The 16,685-nt window shown below is 73.9% G+C and carries 15 protein-coding genes and 1 riboswitch; of the genes, 11 read left to right on the top strand and 4 right to left on the bottom strand.

Annotated features, from left to right (window positions below):
- The first annotated feature begins 18 nt into the window (after positions 1-18).
- The 7 genes from AB0C78_RS38540 (at position 19) to AB0C78_RS38510 (ending at position 9,581) form a co-directional block, all read left to right on the top strand.
- Positions 19-612 carry a PadR family transcriptional regulator gene (locus AB0C78_RS38540; RefSeq protein ID WP_360758104.1) on the top strand — a complete coding sequence of 198 codons (594 nt, stop codon included), beginning with the start codon at positions 19-21 and terminating at the stop codon, positions 610-612.
- Entirely contained in the window at positions 609-1,322 is a 714-nt protein-coding gene (locus AB0C78_RS38535; RefSeq protein ID WP_225992035.1) for an ABC transporter ATP-binding protein, read from the top strand. The genes AB0C78_RS38540 and AB0C78_RS38535 overlap by 4 nt, the downstream gene beginning before the upstream one ends.
- Positions 1,319-3,940 carry an FtsX-like permease family protein gene (locus tag AB0C78_RS38530; RefSeq protein ID WP_360758101.1) on the top strand — a complete coding sequence of 874 codons (2,622 nt, stop codon included), beginning with the start codon at positions 1,319-1,321 and terminating at the stop codon, positions 3,938-3,940. Before AB0C78_RS38535 ends, AB0C78_RS38530 begins: the two co-directional genes overlap by 4 nt.
- A 52-nt stretch (positions 3,941-3,992) precedes the next feature.
- Positions 3,993-5,516 carry a DUF2079 domain-containing protein gene (locus AB0C78_RS38525; RefSeq protein ID WP_360758098.1) on the top strand — a complete coding sequence of 508 codons (1,524 nt, stop codon included), beginning with the start codon at positions 3,993-3,995 and terminating at the stop codon, positions 5,514-5,516.
- Between the two features lie 382 nt (positions 5,517-5,898).
- Positions 5,899-6,549, top strand: coding sequence for a hypothetical protein (locus tag AB0C78_RS38520; RefSeq protein WP_360758095.1), 651 nt, complete (start codon positions 5,899-5,901; stop codon positions 6,547-6,549).
- Between the two features lie 212 nt (positions 6,550-6,761).
- A complete protein-coding gene (gene serA, locus AB0C78_RS38515) occupies positions 6,762-8,348 on the top strand; it encodes a phosphoglycerate dehydrogenase (protein ID WP_360758092.1) in 1,587 nt (528 codons plus the stop codon).
- 501 nt (positions 8,349-8,849) lie between these two features.
- A complete protein-coding gene (locus AB0C78_RS38510; RefSeq protein ID WP_360758089.1) occupies positions 8,850-9,581 on the top strand; it encodes a (2Fe-2S)-binding protein in 732 nt (243 codons plus the stop codon).
- A 16-nt stretch (positions 9,582-9,597) separates the two neighbouring features.
- Here AB0C78_RS38510 and AB0C78_RS38505 read toward each other — a convergent pair whose 3' ends face one another.
- Both AB0C78_RS38505 and AB0C78_RS38500 read right to left on the bottom strand, forming a co-directional pair.
- Positions 9,598-10,323: a CbtA family protein gene (locus AB0C78_RS38505; RefSeq protein ID WP_360758086.1), complete on the bottom strand. Its 726-nt coding sequence runs from the start codon at positions 10,321-10,323 to the stop codon at positions 9,598-9,600.
- Positions 10,324-10,495: 172 nt separating this feature from the next.
- Positions 10,496-10,729, bottom strand: coding sequence for a CbtB domain-containing protein (locus tag AB0C78_RS38500; protein ID WP_151545048.1), 234 nt, complete (start codon positions 10,727-10,729; stop codon positions 10,496-10,498).
- Between the two features lie 33 nt (positions 10,730-10,762).
- A riboswitch (cobalamin riboswitch) is annotated at positions 10,763-10,954 on the bottom strand.
- 129 nt (positions 10,955-11,083) lie between these two features.
- Here AB0C78_RS38500 and AB0C78_RS38495 point away from each other — a divergent pair.
- Positions 11,084-12,139: a 3-isopropylmalate dehydrogenase gene (locus tag AB0C78_RS38495; RefSeq protein WP_360758083.1), complete on the top strand. Its 1,056-nt coding sequence runs from the start codon at positions 11,084-11,086 to the stop codon at positions 12,137-12,139.
- 176 nt (positions 12,140-12,315) lie between these two features.
- Positions 12,316-13,419: a branched-chain amino acid aminotransferase gene (locus AB0C78_RS38490; protein WP_360758080.1), complete on the top strand. Its 1,104-nt coding sequence runs from the start codon at positions 12,316-12,318 to the stop codon at positions 13,417-13,419.
- A gap of 70 nt (positions 13,420-13,489) precedes the next feature.
- Here the strand turns inward: AB0C78_RS38490 and AB0C78_RS38485 are convergent, their stop codons facing one another.
- On the bottom strand, positions 13,490-14,053 hold the full coding sequence (locus tag AB0C78_RS38485) for a hypothetical protein (protein WP_360758077.1): 564 nt from the start codon (positions 14,051-14,053) through the stop codon (positions 13,490-13,492).
- A 78-nt stretch (positions 14,054-14,131) separates the two neighbouring features.
- Positions 14,132-14,371: a cold shock domain-containing protein gene (locus AB0C78_RS38480; protein WP_151545044.1), complete on the bottom strand. Its 240-nt coding sequence runs from the start codon at positions 14,369-14,371 to the stop codon at positions 14,132-14,134.
- Between the two features lie 397 nt (positions 14,372-14,768).
- Between AB0C78_RS38480 and cimA the strand changes: the two genes are divergently transcribed.
- Positions 14,769-16,346: a citramalate synthase gene (cimA, locus tag AB0C78_RS38475; protein ID WP_151545043.1), complete on the top strand. Its 1,578-nt coding sequence runs from the start codon at positions 14,769-14,771 to the stop codon at positions 16,344-16,346.
- A 28-nt stretch (positions 16,347-16,374) separates the two neighbouring features.
- On the top strand, positions 16,375-16,656 hold the full coding sequence (locus AB0C78_RS38470) for a GNAT family N-acetyltransferase (protein ID WP_151545042.1): 282 nt from the start codon (positions 16,375-16,377) through the stop codon (positions 16,654-16,656).
- The last annotated feature ends 29 nt before the right edge of the window (positions 16,657-16,685 follow it).

Here is a 16,685-nt window from a genome sequence, read left to right as displayed (position 1 = left end):
TATGCATACTCGGTGTCCATGTCCATACGTCACGGCCTGCTCGCCCTGCTGTCCCAGGGCCCCCGCTACGGCTACCAGCTGCGCGCCGAGTTCGAGGCGTCCACCGGATCGTCCTGGCCGCTCAACATCGGGCAGGTGTACTCGACGCTGTCCCGCCTCGAACGCGACGAGCTGGTCACCCGCGTCGGAGCCGACGACGAGGGCCGGTTCGTCTACCGGATCACCCCGGCCGGCGAGGCGGACGTGCGGGCGTGGTTCGCCACCCCGGTGGCCCGCGCCGACCGCCCCCGCGACGAGCTGGCGATCAAGCTCGCGATGGCCGTCACCACGCCCGGCGTGGACGTCCGGCAGGTCGTCCAGGCGCAGCGCACCGCCACCCTGCGCACCCTGCAGGACCTCACCCGGGTGAAGGCCGCCGCGCCCGCCGACCCGTCCGACCAGGGCGACCGCGCGTGGCGGCTCGTCCTGGAGTCGATGATCTTCCAGACGGAGGCCGAGGTCCGCTGGCTCGACCACTGCGAGGCGTTCGTCGTCCGGACCGCCCCCGCCGCGCCCGCGGGCCCGCCGGCCGGCGCGCCGCAGGACGCGCCGATCGAGGAGACGAGCCGGTGAGCGTGCTGGTGATGCGGGACGTGTCCCGCGACCACGGGACGGGCGCCGGGCTCGTGCACGCCCTGCGGAACGTCAGCCTGGACGTCGCCGAGGGCGAGTTCGTCGCGGTGATGGGCCCGTCCGGCTCCGGCAAGTCGACGCTGCTGACGCTCGCCGGCGGGCTGGACACCCCGACGTCCGGCCGGATCACCGTCGCGGGCGCCGACATCGGCGCGCTCGGCGCGGCCGCCCGGTCGGCGCTGCGGCGCCGCGCCGTCGGCTACGTGTTCCAGGACCTCAACCTCATCCCCGCGCTCACCGCGGCGGAGAACGTGATGCTGCCGCGCGAGCTCGACGGCGCCCGCGCGCGCCGGGCCCGCCGCCAGGCGCACAAGGCGCTCGCCTCCGTCGGTGCCGGCGACCTGGCCGACCGGTTCCCCGACGAGCTGTCGGGCGGGCAGCAGCAGCGCGTCGCGATCGCCCGCGCGATCATCGGCGACCGCCGGCTCCTGCTCGCCGACGAGCCGACCGGCGCCCTCGACAGCCACGCCGGCGAGGAGATCATGCGGCTGCTGCGGTCCCGCTGCGACGAGGGCGCCGCCTGCCTGATGGTCACGCACGAGTCGCGGCACGCCGCGTGGGCGGACCGGGTCGTGTTCCTGCGGGACGGCCGGATGGTCGACTCCACCCCCGGCCGCACCGGCCCCGAGACGCTCCTGGAGGCCGGGTGAGCGCCTACGGCGCCGCGCTGCGGCTGGCCCGCCGGGACGCGCTGCGCGCCAAGGGCCGCACCGCGCTCGTGGTGGCCATGATCGGCCTGCCCGTGATGGCGATCGTCGCGCTGGCCGTGCTCTACGAGACCAGCGCCTGGTCGGCGCGGGAGTCGCTGCCCTACGAGATCGGCGCCGCCGACGCCCGGCTCACCGGCGCGGGGCACGCCCCGATCGGGCAGACGGCCGACGACCAGGAGATCATCACCGGGCCGGGGGCGTCCGGGGACGACGCCGGGCGGCCCTGGACCACACCGGAGATCACCCGGCGGGTCGCCGCCGCGTTCGGGCCGTCGGCGCGCGTCCAGCCGCTGGAGACCGGCGGGCACGTCGCGCTCCGGACCGCCCGCGGCTACCGCGGCGCCGACCACATCGGCCTCGACCTGCGCGACCCCATGACCCGCGGCATCCTCGACGTCACCGGCGGCCGCGCGCCCGCGAGGCCCGGCGAGGTCGCGCTCGCGCCCTCGCTCGGCTTCCCGATCGGCGCGACCGTCCAGATCGACCGGTCGGGGACGACCGGACGCGTCGTGGGGCACGTCCGGGACCCGCGCGAGCCCGGCAGGGCCGTCGCCCTCACCCTGCCCGGCGCGGTGCCGGACGCGCCCTCACCCCGCCCGCAGTGGCTGGTCGCCGGCGCCGGCCCGGTGACCTGGGACGAGGTGACCGCGCTCAACAAAAGCGGGATCACCGTGCTGTCCCGCGCCGTCGTGTCCGCCCCGCCGCCGCGGGCCCGCGCGGCGTCCGGCCCGGCGTCCGGCCCGGACGGCGCCGCCGTCGCGGTCGTCGCGATGGCCGTCGCCGTGGTCGTGCTGGAGGTCGTGCTGCTCGCCGGCCCCGCGTTCGCGGTGGGCGTGCGGCGGCAGCGGCACCGGCTCGCGCTGGTCGCCGCGTGCGGCGGCGACGCGCGGCACCTGCGCGCCGTCGTGCTGGCCGGCGGCCTGGTCCTCGGGGGCGCCGCCGCGGCGGCCGGAGCGCTGCTCGGCCTGCTCGCGGCGGCCCTGGCCAAGCCGCTGTCCAGGACCTTCCTCGGCGTCGTGCTCGGCCCGTACGAGGTGCCGTGGACGCTGGTCGCCGTGACGATGCTGCTCGGCGCGGGCAGCGGCGTCCTCGCCGCCCTCGTGCCGGCCGTCCAGGCCGCGCGGATGGACGTCGTCGCCGCGCTCGCCGGGCGCCGGGACGCGGGCCGGGCGCGCCGCGGCTGGCCCGTCGCGGGCGCGGTCCTCGTCCTGCTCGGCGTCGCGGCCTGCCTGTTCGGCACCGGCGCGCTGCACGAGCTCGGGGCCGCGCTCGGCGCCGCCGCGATCGTCGTCGGATGCGTCATGGCCACCCCGTGGCTGGTCGGCGCGGCGGGCCGGGGCGCCCGGTGGCTCCCGCTGCCGCTGCGCCTGGCCGTCCGGGACGGGGCCCGCAACCGGGGCCGCGCCGCCCCCGTCGTCGCCGCGATCATGGCGGCGGTCGCCGGGATCACCGTGTTCGCGATCGGCGTCGCGAGCGACGCCCGGCAGGAGCGCGCCGAGTACGAGCCCCGGCTGCCGATGGGGACGACGCTGGTCAGGCCGCCCGCGGGCCGGGCGGACGCCGTCAGCGCCGCGATCGGGCGGGAACTGCCAGGGGTGCCCGTCGTCCCGCTGCGGACGCTGCCGGGGGAGGGCTCGGAGTGCGACCAGGCCGACACCGCGAAATGCCCGTCCGTGGGCTTCGCGGCGGGACCGTCCCGGAGCAGGACGATCGTGCTCGACAACGTCGTCGGCGGCGCGCGCGAGGCGCGCCTGCTGCTCGGCCGCGACGACCCCGCGGTGACGGCCGCGCTCGCCGCCGGGAAGGTCGTCGTCTTCGGCTCCGGGCCGCTGCCCGGCGGCACGACCACGCTGACGGTCTCCTACTGGAAGGACGACCAGCAGCACACGGTGCGCACGGTGCGCGGCGTGCCGGCGCTCGCCGTCCGCGAGGATCCGCACGTCCAGGCCCTGGTGCCGCCGTCCGCCGCTGCGCGGGCCGGGGTACCCGTGCGGACCGAGGCGCTCGGCATCGACCGGGCCGACCACCGGGTCACCAAGGCGGAGCAGTCCCGGCTGACCGAGGTCCTCGCCGGCTTCACCGACAACGACGACGGCGTCTACGTCGAGCGCGGGCACGTCGGCTCCCCCTCGCCGATGCTGTTCGCGCTCGCGATCGCCGGGGCCGTGCTGGCCTTCGGCGGGACGATGATCGCGACGGGGCTGGCCGCCGCGGACGCCCGGCCCGACCTGGCGACGCTCGCCGCGATCGGCGCCCGCCCCCGCACCCGCCGGCTGCTCGCGATGGGCCAGGCCGGGTTCGTCGCGGTGCTCGGCTGCTGGCTCGGCATCGCGGCGGGGTTCGTCCCGGGCGTCGCGGTCGCCCGCCCGCTCACCGCGGTCGCGACGGTCCCGGCCGGCCCGGACGGCTCGCCCGCGGTGCCCGGGCACGGCCCGACGCTCGACGTGCCGTGGCCGCTCCTCCTGGCCGTCGGCGTGGCCGTCCCGCTGATGGCGGTGGTGGCCGCGGCCCTGTTCACCCGCCGCGGCCTCCCGCTGACCCACCGCCCCGCCGGCTGACACCCGCCGCGAGGCGACGAGGTGGTGGCGGGGGGCTGGTAGCGTCCGGCGCGTGGCGGAGGCGGAGGCGGTCGCGGTGGAAGGGCCGGCCGGCGGCGGGGGGCGCCCGGGCGCGGGGGCGCGGCGGCGGGCCTGGGCGATCGCCGCGCTCGTCACCGCGAGCGCCGTGCTCGACTCCGCCTACGCGCTGCTGCGGCTGCACGCGTTCCGGGCCAGCACCTACGACCTCGTGATCTTCGATCAGGCGGTCCGGTCCTACAGCCGGTTCGGCGCGCCGGTCGCGATCGTCAAGGGCGTCCACAACGGGTTCGGGCCGGGCTTCTCCGTCCTCGGCGACCACTTCTCGCCGATCCTCGCGGTGCTGGCGCCGCTGTACTGGATCCACGACGGCCCGGGGACGCTGCTCGTCGCGCAGGGCGTGCTGTTCGCGCTGGCGATCGTGCCGGTCTGGCGGTTCACCGAGCGCCGGCTCGGCGCGGGCGGCGCGTACTGCGCGGCGGGCGCCTACGCCCTGTCGTGGCCGGTCGCCGAGGCGCTCGCGTTCGACTTCCACGAGGTCGCGTTCGTCCCGCTGCTGTCGGCGCTGATGATCGAGCGGTACGACGCCGGGCGGCGCGGCCGGGCGGCGCTCGCCGCGTTCCTCCTGCTGCTGGTCAAGGAGGACATGGGGCTGCTACTCGCGGGGTTCGGGCTGTTCCTGCTGACCCGCCGCGGCGAGCGGCGCGCGGGCCTGGCGTACGCCGCCGCGGGCGTCGCCGCGACCGCGGTCTGCTCCAAGATCGCGATCGCGGCGTTCGGCGGCGACAACGACTACTACTGGGCGTACACCTCGCTCGGCCGCGACCTCCCGCACGCCGCCGCGCACGTCCTGCTGCACCCGTGGGACGCGGTCGCGGCGATCGGCACCCCGCCGGGCAAGCTCACCATGATGGCCCTGCTCGTCCTGCCCCTGCTGCTGCTCCCGCTGGCGTCCCCGCTGACGCTGGTCGTCCTGCCGCCGCTGGCCGAGCGGATGCTCGCCGACCGCTTCGCCAACTGGTGGGCGCCCCACTACCACTACAACGCGTTCATCGTCGCGGCGCTCGTCCTGGCCGCGGTGGACGGGGCCGCGCGCCTGCGCCGGAACGCCTGGCTGCGCTCGCGCGTGCGGCGGCTCGGGCGGCTCGGGCATCGGCTGGGCGCGGCCTGGGTCCCGGCGGCCGGCCTGCTGGCGGCGGCGATCGTCACCGTGCCGTTCTTCGCGTTCGGCGATCTCGGCGATCCCGCGCTGTACAGCCGCAACGAGCGCGCGTCGGCCGCCGCCGCGGCGGTCGCGAAGGTCCCGGACGGGGCGCTGGTGGAGGTCGCCAACGGCGTCGGGCCCGCGCTCAGCGGCCGGACCCGCGTCCTGCTGTGGGACTGGCAGCCGCGCGACGCGCCGTGGGTCGTCGCGGACGTGGAACGGCGGACGTTCCCGTTCCCGTCGGTGGCCGAGCAGCAGCGGCGGGTCGCCCTGCTGACGGCGTCCGGGTACCTGGAGGTGTTCGCCCGGGACGGCTACGTCGTGCTCCACCGGGCCGGCCCCGACCCCTGGTGAGGGCCTCGCCCGGCCGGGCCCGAATGGCGGCGATCGTTTGGACGGATTGTCCAATGACCTTTGCGTGCCGGGGCGGTCAGAATGCCGGTGGAGATGGCTTCGAGGGTAAAAGAACCTATCCTTTTGGCCCACCTTGCCCGATACTTGAAGAAAGTCGCGACGGCCGCGGCCGGCGCGGGAGCACCTGCGCGAACACTCACGTGACCGCCGCCGGAGCGGCGTTGGGGCGCGTACATGAGTGGTGAGAGGCTGTCAAGGACCGGCCCGGGACGGCCGGCCGGGCGCGCGGCGCAATTCCTCACCGGCGCGGCAATGCCGCGGTCAGCGAAACGCCCGTCCCGCATTGGCGGTGATCGGGCCGGCAATGGCGCGGAGAGATGACGTGCAGGCGCGAGAGGACAACGGCGTCCGGCGCTGGGAGACCTGCGGGAGGGCGTGGATCGGCGTCCTGCGGCACGTGTGGTCGGCCGGGGTCGCCGGCATGGAGGACGCGGGGCCCATCATCGAAGGGCCCCCGCTGCTGTTCGAGATCGACTCGCTGAGCTGGGAGGACCCGATCCTCCGCGAGCACGGCGACCGGGCCCGGCTCGCGCGCCGGGCCAGGGAGCGCGCCCGCGAGCGAGCCCGGGACGCGGCCACCGGGCGGTGCCTGCCCCGGCTCCGCGACCTCGACGGCGCCGACCAGCTGCGCTGGGTCGTCGGCCTGCTGCGAGCGAGGCCGTGGACGACCAGCGCCTGGATCTCGCTGACGCTGCCGGGCGAGGACGCCGCCGCCGTGCCGTGCCTGACCGCGCTGTCGTTCCGCATCCGCGGCTACCGGCTGATCATGACCGGGATGTTCCGGTCCCAGGACGTCTTCCGCGGCTACCTGGCCTACATCCCGCTGCGCGAGGTCCAGCTGCACGTGGCCGAGGAGCTCGGGCTGCCCGCCGGGCCGCTGCGGATCTTCGTGGACGTCCCGCACGTCCGGGTCGGCGACGCCGAGCGGGTCGCCGCCGTGCTGGCCGCGATGCCCGAGCCGAACGCCGCGTGACCGGGGCCGGGGGTGAGGCCGGAGGTGAGGCCGGGAGGTGAGGACGGCCCCGCCCCGGCGGACACAACGGAGTTACCGGCCGGTCCTTCCCTGTCGCGGACCCCGCCGCCCGCCGGGGGATAGACTCGCCGCTGGGGGCGAGGGCACGACGAGGTGACTCGCGACTTCACCTGCACACCAGCCGAACATCCGACTTCCGAAGGACTGTTTCCTTGAGCAAGCCCGTCGTCCTCGTCGCAGAAGAGCTCTCCCCGGCCGGCATCGCCGTGCTGGAATCCGACTTCGAGGTCCGTCACGTCGACGGCAGCGACAAGGCCAAGCTGCTGCCCGCCGTCGCGGACGTCGACGCCCTGATCGTCCGCAGCGCCACCAAGGTCACCGCCGAGGTCTTCCAGCACGCCGGGAGGCTGCGCGTGGTCGCGCGCGCCGGCGTCGGCCTCGACAACGTCGACGTGGAGGCCGCCACCAAGGCCGGCGTCATGGTCGTCAACGCGCCGACCTCCAACATCGTCACCGCCGCCGAGCACGCGATCGCGCTGCTCCTCGCCACCGCCCGGAACGTTCCGCAGGGCCACTCCGCCCTCAAGCAGGGCGAGTGGAAGCGGTCCAAGTACACCGGCGTCGAGCTGCAGGGCAAGACCGTCGGCGTGCTCGGCCTCGGCCGCATCGGCGTCCTGGTCTCCCAGCGGCTCGCCGCCTTCGACATGAACGTGATCGCGTTCGACCCGTACGTGCAGGCCGCCCGCGCGGCGCAGCTCGGCGTGAAGCTCGTCACCCTCGACGAGCTGCTCCAGCAGAGCGACTTCATCACCGTCCACCTGCCGAAGACCCCCGAGACCCTCGGCCTCATCGGCGACCGCGAGCTGCACCAGGTCAAGCCGAGCGTGCGGATCGTCAACGCCGCGCGCGGCGGGATCGTCGACGAGGAGGCGCTCGACCTCGCGCTGAAGGACGGCCGGGTCGCCGGCGCCGGCATCGACGTGTTCAGCAGCGAGCCCTGCACCGACAGCCCGCTGTTCCACCACGACAACGTGGTCGTCACCCCGCACCTCGGCGCCAGCACCCACGAGGCGCAGGAGAAGGCGGGCACGCAGGTCGCCCGCTCGGTGAAGCTGGCGCTGTCCGGCGAGTTCGTGCCGGACGCGGTGAACGTCCAGGGCGGCGCGGTCGCCGAGGACGTCAAGCCGGGCCTGCCGCTCGCCGAGAAGCTCGGCCGGATCTTCACCGCCCTCGCCGGCGGCGTGCCGGTCCGGCTGGACGTGGTGGTGCGCGGCGAGATCGCCGAGCACGACGTCAAGGTGCTGGAGCTGGCCGCGCTCAAGGGCGTGTTCTCCGACGTCGTCGAGGAGTCGGTGACGTTCGTCAACGCGCCGCTGCTGGCCCGCGACCGGGGCGTCGAGGTCACCCTGACCACCAGCGAGGACAGCCCCGACTGGCGCAACGTGGTGCAGGTGCGCGGCACGATGGCCGACGGCGCGGTGGTGTCGGTGTCCGGCACGCTGACCGGCCCGAAGCACGCCGAGCGGATCATCGAGATCAACGGCTACAACATGGAGCTGGTGCCGACCGCGCACATGGCGTTCTTCTCCTACGTGGACCGCCCGGGCATCGTCGGCGCCGTCGGCAAGCTGCTCGGCGACGCCGAGGTCAACATCGCCGGCATGCAGGTCGGCCGGGACGCCAAGGGCGGCAAGGCGCTGATCGCGCTGACCGTCGACTCCGGCATCCCGCCGCAGCTCGTGGACGCGATCACCGCCGAGGTGGGCGCCGACATGGGCCGCCGCGTCGACCTCGACTGATCTCTGGGCGACCGTGACGGGCGGGTGTCCGGCTTCGGCCGGGCCCCCGCCCGTCGCGTTCCTGCCCACCGTCACGTCTCACATGTTGAGATTTTACGCCACGGGTCGGGACAGTCGCCGGAACGGCGGGTACCGTCGCAAGTAATCATGCGGCGTTTCGCGGTAATCCTTCGCTGCCGCAGCGGGGCCTGACATCGGCGGGCCGGCACCGCTGCGGAGGTTTCGCCCGGCCATCAGCCCGATCCCGCGCCCGGACCCGTGCGAACCACGCGTCCCGGCGGCCCCGGCACCCAGCCTCAGCGATTCGGAGCGATCATGAACGACACCACCCGTACCACCGTGCCCGCGGACGACGCCGCCGAGGAGGCGGCCCGCGCCCTGCAGACGGCCCTGGACCGCCGCGACAACGGCGGCCACCCCTCCCGCTAGCGCGCCCCGCCCTCCCGGCCCTGCGGCGGCCTCGCGGCCGTGCGCCGGGACGGGCATGGCAGGGTGAACGCCATGCCGTCGCCGATGCCCGCCGGGCCCGGGGAGGTCAGGGAGGCGCTGAGCGCCGCCGGGCGCCTCGGGCCGTACTTCGCGATCTCCACCGATCCGGCCGAGGAGGCCGATCCGACGTGGCGGCCGCTGCCCGAACGCGACCCGGAACGCCTCGCGGGCCTCACCGGCCTCTACGCGGAGCGGCTCGGCACCGGCGAGCGGCGCGTCGCCGCGTCCATCCTGTTCCAGGGCCTCGCGTCGCGCCTCTGGTCGCCCGTCGTCGCGGCGGCGGCGCTGGGCGTCGTGCCCGACCTGGCCGGCCTGCACTGGCGGTGGGCGCCGGGCGCCCCCGTAGCGCTCTGGCTGGCCGAGCCGCGCGGGCACCGCGCCGGCGGCGCCGCCGAAGCCGCCGACCTCGTCCACGGCCAGGTCGTCACGGGCCAGCTGGAGCCGCTGCGCGCGACGATGCTGACCTTCACGAGCCTCGCGGACGGCCTGCTGTGGGGGAACGCGGCATCGGCGCTCGCCGGCGGCCTGAACGTCGGCCCGCCGGACGGCGCCCGCACCGCGATCGTCCGCGAACTGCTGTCCCGCCCGCCCCTGGCGGGGACCGGGACGCTGGGCCCGCACGGCTTCACCCGGCGCAACTGCTGCCTGTACTACCGCGTCCCGCCCGGCGGCGAGATGTGCGGCGACTGCGGCCTGCGCCGCCCGCCGCGCCGCGCCGCGCCGTCGCCACGGAGGCGCCCGTGACGACGGCCCGCGGCCCTCAGACCAGGACGGCGGCGCGCCGCCGCGCGACCGAACGCTCGGTCAGGTACCCGAACAGCAGCCCGATCGTGGCCCACAGGACGAGCTGGACGCCCAGAGAGGCGATCCGGAAGTTCCACAGGACCGTCGCCGGGAAGTGCTCCGGGATCGCGTCGGGCTTCGGCGTGAGCCGGTACACGACGGCCAGCAGGACGGCGTAGCCGACCGCGGTGACCGTGATCGCGTTCCAGGCCCCGAGCCGGGGGACGAGGCGGCGGCACACGATCACCGCCGCGGTCGTCGCCAGGACGCCCAGCGCCATCATGCAGAAGTACAGCGCCGTCCGGCTCCCGATGGTCGCCGGGTTGCCGACCGCCGGGGGCGTCGCGGGGTACTTCAGGAACGGCACCAGCTCGATCGCGACGAACCCGGCCAGGGCGACCAGGGCGGCCGTGGCGCGCGCGCCGAGCCGTCCGAGCCGTCCCGCCGCGAAGGCGAACGCGATCGAGAACAGGCCGCCGAGCGCCACCCCGTACACGGCCATCGCGGTGATCAGCCCGGCCGTCTTCTGCACGCCCCGGCCGACGACCTCCGGTTCGTGCCCCGCGTGCTCGGCGTGCGCCCGCGCCTCCTCGAATGCGATCGCGTGCCCGACCTGCGGCTCCCCGTACAGCCAGGCGACGACCAGGGCCAGGGCGGCCGCCGCCAGGCCCGCGAGCATCCCGCGGACCAGCAGTGCTCTCATCGACATCTCCTCGAATCGGAATCCCCGGCCACCGCGCGAGCGCGCTATCTGACCGGTGGACGACGCCGGAGGCGAGTCCACCGGGAAGCTCGCGAAGCGAGTTCGCGCTCGCCCAAGCACGGTCAAGGGCCGAGCCGCCAGGCGAGGCCCTTGGGCCGGGCTTGCGTGGAACTCAGTGGCAGGGGAAGCCGAGGAGGTGGCGGCCGTCGTGGGTGAACTCGTGCACCCAGGTGCCGCCGAAGATCGACGTGGCGCCCTGCTCGGCGCCGACGAAGTAGATCAGGATCGCGGCCAGCACGACGGCGAGCACCGCCCACGGCACGATGTCGCGGATCGGCAGGCGCAGCGGCGCCGCGGACGGCTCGGCCTGCGGGGACGTGGCGGACGGTACGGCGGACTCGGCCATGTCGGGGTTCTCCTCACGGGGTGCACTCGCCCCGGTTGCGGGAGGACGACGGGTCAGTGTCCTGACTCCCAGATCGCCGTCTCCCGCCGACCTTCCCGCCGGTGGCCCGGCCGTGGTCGTGCGGTGGGGGGAGACTCCCTGGTCACAGTGGCGGGACCGTCCTGGATTCGCACCAGGTTCCTGCGCACCGTCGCCTCGATGTGAACTTGTCGAGGAGAGCGTCCCTTCTCCCACCCGGCCCGTCAACCCCGCGAAAAGTGACAAAGGTGACGCCGGGTCGCCGGCGGCGAGACCCGCGTACCGGGATATGAGACGAACGCCCAAGCAGTGAGACGTTTGCAGTACAGTACGCCCATGGCTTCCCGCAGCATTCGTCTGGCCGTCATCCCCGGTGACGGGATCGGCCCCGAGGTGGTCGCCGAGGGACTGAAGGTCCTCGAGGCCGTCGCCCCGTCCAGCGACCTCGCGTTCGAGCAGACCTCCTACGACCTGGGCGCCGCCCGCTGGCACCGGACCGGGGAGACGCTGCCCGACTCGGTGCTGGAGGAGCTGCGCGGCCAGGACGTCATCCTGCTCGGCGCCGTCGGCGACCCGAGCGTCCCGAGCGGGACGCTGGAGCGCGGGCTGCTGCTGCGGACCCGGTTCGAGCTCGACCACTACGTCAACCTCCGCCCGGTGAAGCTGTTCCCGGGCGTGAAGACCCCCCTCGCCGACGTCACGCCGGACGACATCGACATGGTCGTCGTCCGCGAGGGCACCGAGGGCCCCTACACGGGCGTCGGCGGCGTCCTGCGCAAGGGCACCCCGCACGAGGTCGCCACGCAGGAGAGCGTCAACACCGCGTTCGGCGTCGAGCGGGTCGTCCGGTACGCGTTCGAGGTCGCCGCGTCGCGGCCGCGCAAGAGGCTGACGCTGGTCCACAAGGACAACGTCCTGACCTTCGCCGGTGATCTCTACCAGCGCGTGATGAAGCAGGTCGGCGCGGAGTACCCGCAGGTCAGCACCGACTACTGCCATGTCGACGCGGCCACCATGTTCTTCGTCGGCCAGCCGCAGCGGTTCGACGTCGTCGTCACCGACAACCTGTTCGGCGACATCATCACCGACATCGGCGCCGCGATCGCCGGCGGCATCGGGCTCGCCGCGTCCGGGAACGTCAACCCCGACCGGACGGCGCCGTCGATGTTCGAGCCGGTGCACGGCAGCGCCCCCGACATCGCGGGGCAGGGCAAGGCCGACCCGACCGCCACGATCCTGTCGGTCGCGATGCTGCTCGACCACATCGGCGCCGGCGACGCGGCCCGCCGGGTCGAGCAGGCCGTCTCCGACGACCTGGCCGAGCGCGGCGCGCTCGGGACGCGGTCGACCGCGCAGATCGGCGACGCGATCGCCAAGCGAGTATCGGGCTGAGGGCGCGCCTCTCCGGCTACGAGCAGGGACACTCCGGGCGCGCCTCGCGGCGCGCCCGGTTTTCCGTATGCGCCGCGTACGAGGAGTGGGGTCGAGGAACGAAGTACGACAATAGGGACTAAGGACGCCGCAGCGGCAATGGAGCCGCACCGGCGATCGGGAGAGGACGAACGGCGATGAGCGACACCCTGGACTTCGAGATCACGCTGACCGAGCGGCCCGCGACGGCCGCCGAGCGCGAGCGCGTCCTGGCCGATCCGGGCTTCGGCCGGTACTTCACCGACCACATGGTCACGGTCCGGTACTCGGCGGACCGCGGCTGGCACGACGCCAAGCTCGAACCCTACGGGCCGATCCCGATGGACCCGGCCAGCCAGGTGTTCCACTACGCCCAGGAGCTGTTCGAGGGCCTCAAGGCCTACAAGCAGCCGGACGGCTCGATCGTCACCTTCCGGCCGTACATGAACGCGGCCCGGATGAACCGCTCCGCCAAGCGGATGGCCATGCCGGAGATCCCCGAGCAGCTGTTCGTCGACGCCGTCGAGCTGCTCGTCCGCACCGACAAGGAGTGGGTCCCCGACACCGAGGGCCACAGCCTCTACCTGCGGCCGTTCATGTTCGCCACGACCCGCGCGCTCGGCGTGAACAGCCCGGCGAACGAGTTCCTGTTCATGGTCATCGCCTCCCCGTCCGGGCTGTACTACCCGTGCGGGATCAAGCCCGTCTCGGTGTGGCTGTCGCAGGACTACACCCGCGCGGCGCCGGGCGGCACCGGCGAGGCCAAGTTCGGCGGCAACTACGCCGCGTCGTTCGCCGGCCAGGCCGAGGCCGTCGAGCAGGGCTGCGACCAGGTCGTCTGGCTCGACGCGGTGGAGCACCGCTGGGTCGAGGAGGTCGGCTCGATGAACCTGATGTTCGTCTACGGGTCCGGCTCGCAGGCCCGGCTGCTCACCCCCGCGCTCACCGGCACGCTGCTCGCCGGCGTCACCCGCGACTCGATGCTCAAGCTGGCCCCCGACCTCGGCATCCCGGCCGAGGAGGGCAAGATCAGCATCGACGAGTGGCAGGCCGGCTGCGCGTCCGGCGAGATCACCGAGGTGTTCGGCTGCGGCACCGCCGCGATCATCAGCCCGGTCGGCCGGGTCAGGGGCCACGACCGGGAGTGGACGATCGGGGACGGCGAGCCCGGCGAGATCTCGATGCGGCTGCGGCAGGAGCTCGTCGGCATCCAGTACGGCACCCGCCCCGACCCCTACGGCTGGGTTCACAAGATCGTCTGATCGGTGGAAGCGCCCGATGGCGCGCCCGTCCCCGGGTGCGCGCCATCGGGCGCCGTTATGTGCGGCCGGGTCAGCGGCCGAAGCGCACCGTGGTGGTGATCGCGGAGCCGGCCGTCTTCGGGCTCACGCCGCGCGCGTCCGGGTTGATCGCGTAGTGGAAGGCGAACCCGACGAAGGCCCGTCCGGGCTTGCCGCCGACCTGCACCGGGAACGTGCACGTGCCCGAGAGGGTGTAGACCTTGCGGACCCGGTGCGGCTTGACCGTGGAGTGCCACACGTAGCCGACGGGGATCACGTGCCGGTCGTGGTAGTGGCCGTTCAGCCCGGTGGCGGTGCAGACCGCCCGGCCCCGCGCGATCGCCCGGAGCTTGCTGCTCGTGATCTGGAACGACCACGGCATCGGGTACTGCCGCGAGTACCGTCCGGTGAGCTTCACCTGCGCGTGGAACGCGCCGATCCGGTCCCGGTGCGCGAAGCCCTGATGCCGTTTGGTGAACACGAAGTAATGGGCCGCGGCCGCGGGGGCGTGGTGCCCCGGACGGCCCGCCGCGGACGCGGCCGAGGCGGCGCCGAGCGCCATTGCCAGAGCCGTTCCGGAGATCACGGCCGTCCGGCCGAATGTGTGCATGCGCATGACAGGCATTCCCTTCGGAAATGGTCGCCGTCCGCCGGGAGCGGCGGGCGGCCGTGCCGGGTCCGCCGGCCCGGGCCCTCAGTCCCGCTCGGCCCGCCGCACGTCCAGCGCGCGGTAGGCGTAGCCGTCCTGCTCGGCTTCCTCCCAGGTGAACAGCACGCTCTCACCGGGATCCAGGGAGGCGAAGCCGCCGGGCACGGTGCGGACGGCGGAGAAGTGCGCCCAGACCTCGCCCGGGACGTCCGGCGAGACGAGGACTCCCCAGCCGCTCTCGTCGTCCCAGGACGCGACCGTTCCGCGAACCGGATCACCGCTCATCGCAATCCCCTCCTCCGGCGGACAGCGCGATCCTCTGGCATTTACCGAGCCTTGCGCAAGCGCGTTTACGCGATGAAAACCTTACTTAACCTTGGGAGATCATTTCTCCCATTTCCAAAAAGCGTTTTCGGGGGAAATGGCGGTGGACTTCACGATGTGCGCGGCATTGGGGGGCGGCGGCCGCGGTCACGGGCCGGTCGTCTCAGCATCCGAGACGGGTGTCCATGCATGGCGGAGGGTGTGGCAGACTGGACCGCATCATGCGCCTCAGCCTCGTCATTATCGGCTGGCGCGCCGGCAACTAACGGGACACCGCCGGCGCGCAGACCTCTCACGTCCGTGAGGGGTCTTTTTTGTGCCCTGGCGCTGATCGCCCATCCCTGGGGGGACCCACACCATGCACGGCGACGACTTCCACGTCTACGACACCACGCTCCGCGACGGCTCGCAGCAGGAGGGGCTGAACCTCTCCGTGGCCGACAAGCTCGTCGTCGCACGCCACCTGGACGACCTGGGCGTCGGCTTCATCGAGGGCGGCTGGCCCGGAGCCAATCCCAAGGACACCGAGTTCTTCAGGCGGGCCCGAACAGAGCTCGACCTGAGGCACGCGCGGCTCACCGCGTTCGGCGCGACCCGCCGGGCCGGGGTGAAGGCGGCCGACGACCCCCAGGTCGCCGCCCTGCGCGAATCCGGCGCGTCCGTCGTGACCCTGGTCGCCAAGAGTCACGACAGGCACGTCGAGCTGGCCCTCCGCACGACCCTGGAGGAGAACCTCGCGATGATCCGCGACACGGTCTCCCACCTGCGTGCGGAGGGCCAACGAGTCTTCCTGGACGCCGAGCACTTCTTCGACGGCTACAAGGCCAACCGCGCCTACGCGCTGGAGGCCGTCCGGACCGCCGCCGAGGCGGGCGCCGACGTCGTCGCGCTCTGCGACACCAACGGCGGCATGCTGCCCGACGAGCTGGCCGACGTCGTCGACGAGGTCGTCGGGCTCGGCGTCCGCGTCGGGATCCACTGCCACGACGACTCCGGCTGCGCGGTCGCGAACTCGCTCGCCGCCGTGAAGGCCGGCGCCACCCACGTGCAGGGCTGCGCGAACGGCTACGGCGAGCGCAGCGGCAACGCCAACCTGTTCACCGTCATCGGGAACCTGCAGCTCAAGCGCGGCATGGACCTGGTATCGGACGCGCAGCTGGCCGAGATGACCCGGATCGCGCATGCGGTCTCCGAGGTCACCAACGTCGCGCCGAGCTCCCAGCAGCCCTACGTGGGCCTGTCGGCGTTCGCGCACAAGGCGGGGCTGCACGCCTCCGCCGTCAAGGTCGACCCGGACCTCTACCAGCACATCGACCCGGCCGCCGTCGGCAACGACATGCGGATGCTGGTCTCCAGCATGGCGGGCCGCGCGTCCGTCGAGCTGAAGGGCCGCGAGCTGGGCTACGACCTGTCTGGGGAGAAGGCCAAGGCCGTCGTGGACAAGGTCAAGGAGCTGGAGTCCACCGGCTACACCTTCGAGGCCGCGGACGCCTCGTTCGAGCTGCTGCTGCGCGAGGAGCTGACCGGCGTCCGGCAGCGGCACTTCGAGGTCGAGTCGTGGCGGTCCATCGTGGAGCGCCGCCCGGACGGCTCCATGGTCAGCGAGGCCACCGTCAAGCTGCACGCCAAGGGCGAGCGGATCATCGCGACCGGCGAGGGCAACGGCCCCGTCAACGCCCTGGACAACGCGCTGCGCATCGCGCTCGGCCGGCTGTACCCGGAGCTGGCGCGGCTGGAGCTCGTCGACTACAAGGTCCGCATCCTGGAGGGCGCGCACGGCACCGACGCCCGCACCCGCGTGCTGATCGAGTCCGCCGACGGCGAGCGCGAGTGGGGCACGGTCGGCGTCGAGGACAACGTCATCGCGGCGTCCTGGCAGGCCCTCGAAGAGGCCGTCACCTACTGCCTCCTGCACGCGGGATACGAAGCGGGCTAACCCGTCCGGCGTGGGGCATGATCGGGGGATGAGCACCGAGATCACCGACAATGCCGGGGAAGGCCGCTACGAGATCCGGGTGGACGGCGGGCTCGCCGGGTTCGCCGAGTACGAGCGGCGCGACGGCGCGGTCGTGTTCACCCACACCGAGGTCGATCCCGCCTTCGAGGGCAAGGGCGTCGGCAGCGCCCTCGCCCGCGGGGCGCTGGACGACGTCCGCGCCAAGGGCGACCCGGTCGTGCCGCTCTGCCCGTTCATCAAGAAGTGGATCGAGAAGCACCCCGACTACCAGGACCTGGTGAAGGGGTGAGCGCGGTGGCGGGCGCGGGGATCCGCGCC

The organism is Actinomadura sp. NPDC048394 (genome assembly GCF_040651755.1).
In the GTDB taxonomy this organism is placed as follows: domain Bacteria; phylum Actinomycetota; class Actinomycetes; order Streptosporangiales; family Streptosporangiaceae; genus Spirillospora; species Spirillospora montaniterrae.
Note: the sequence above shows the minus strand (reverse complement) of the source record. Positions and strands in the feature narration are given on the sequence as shown.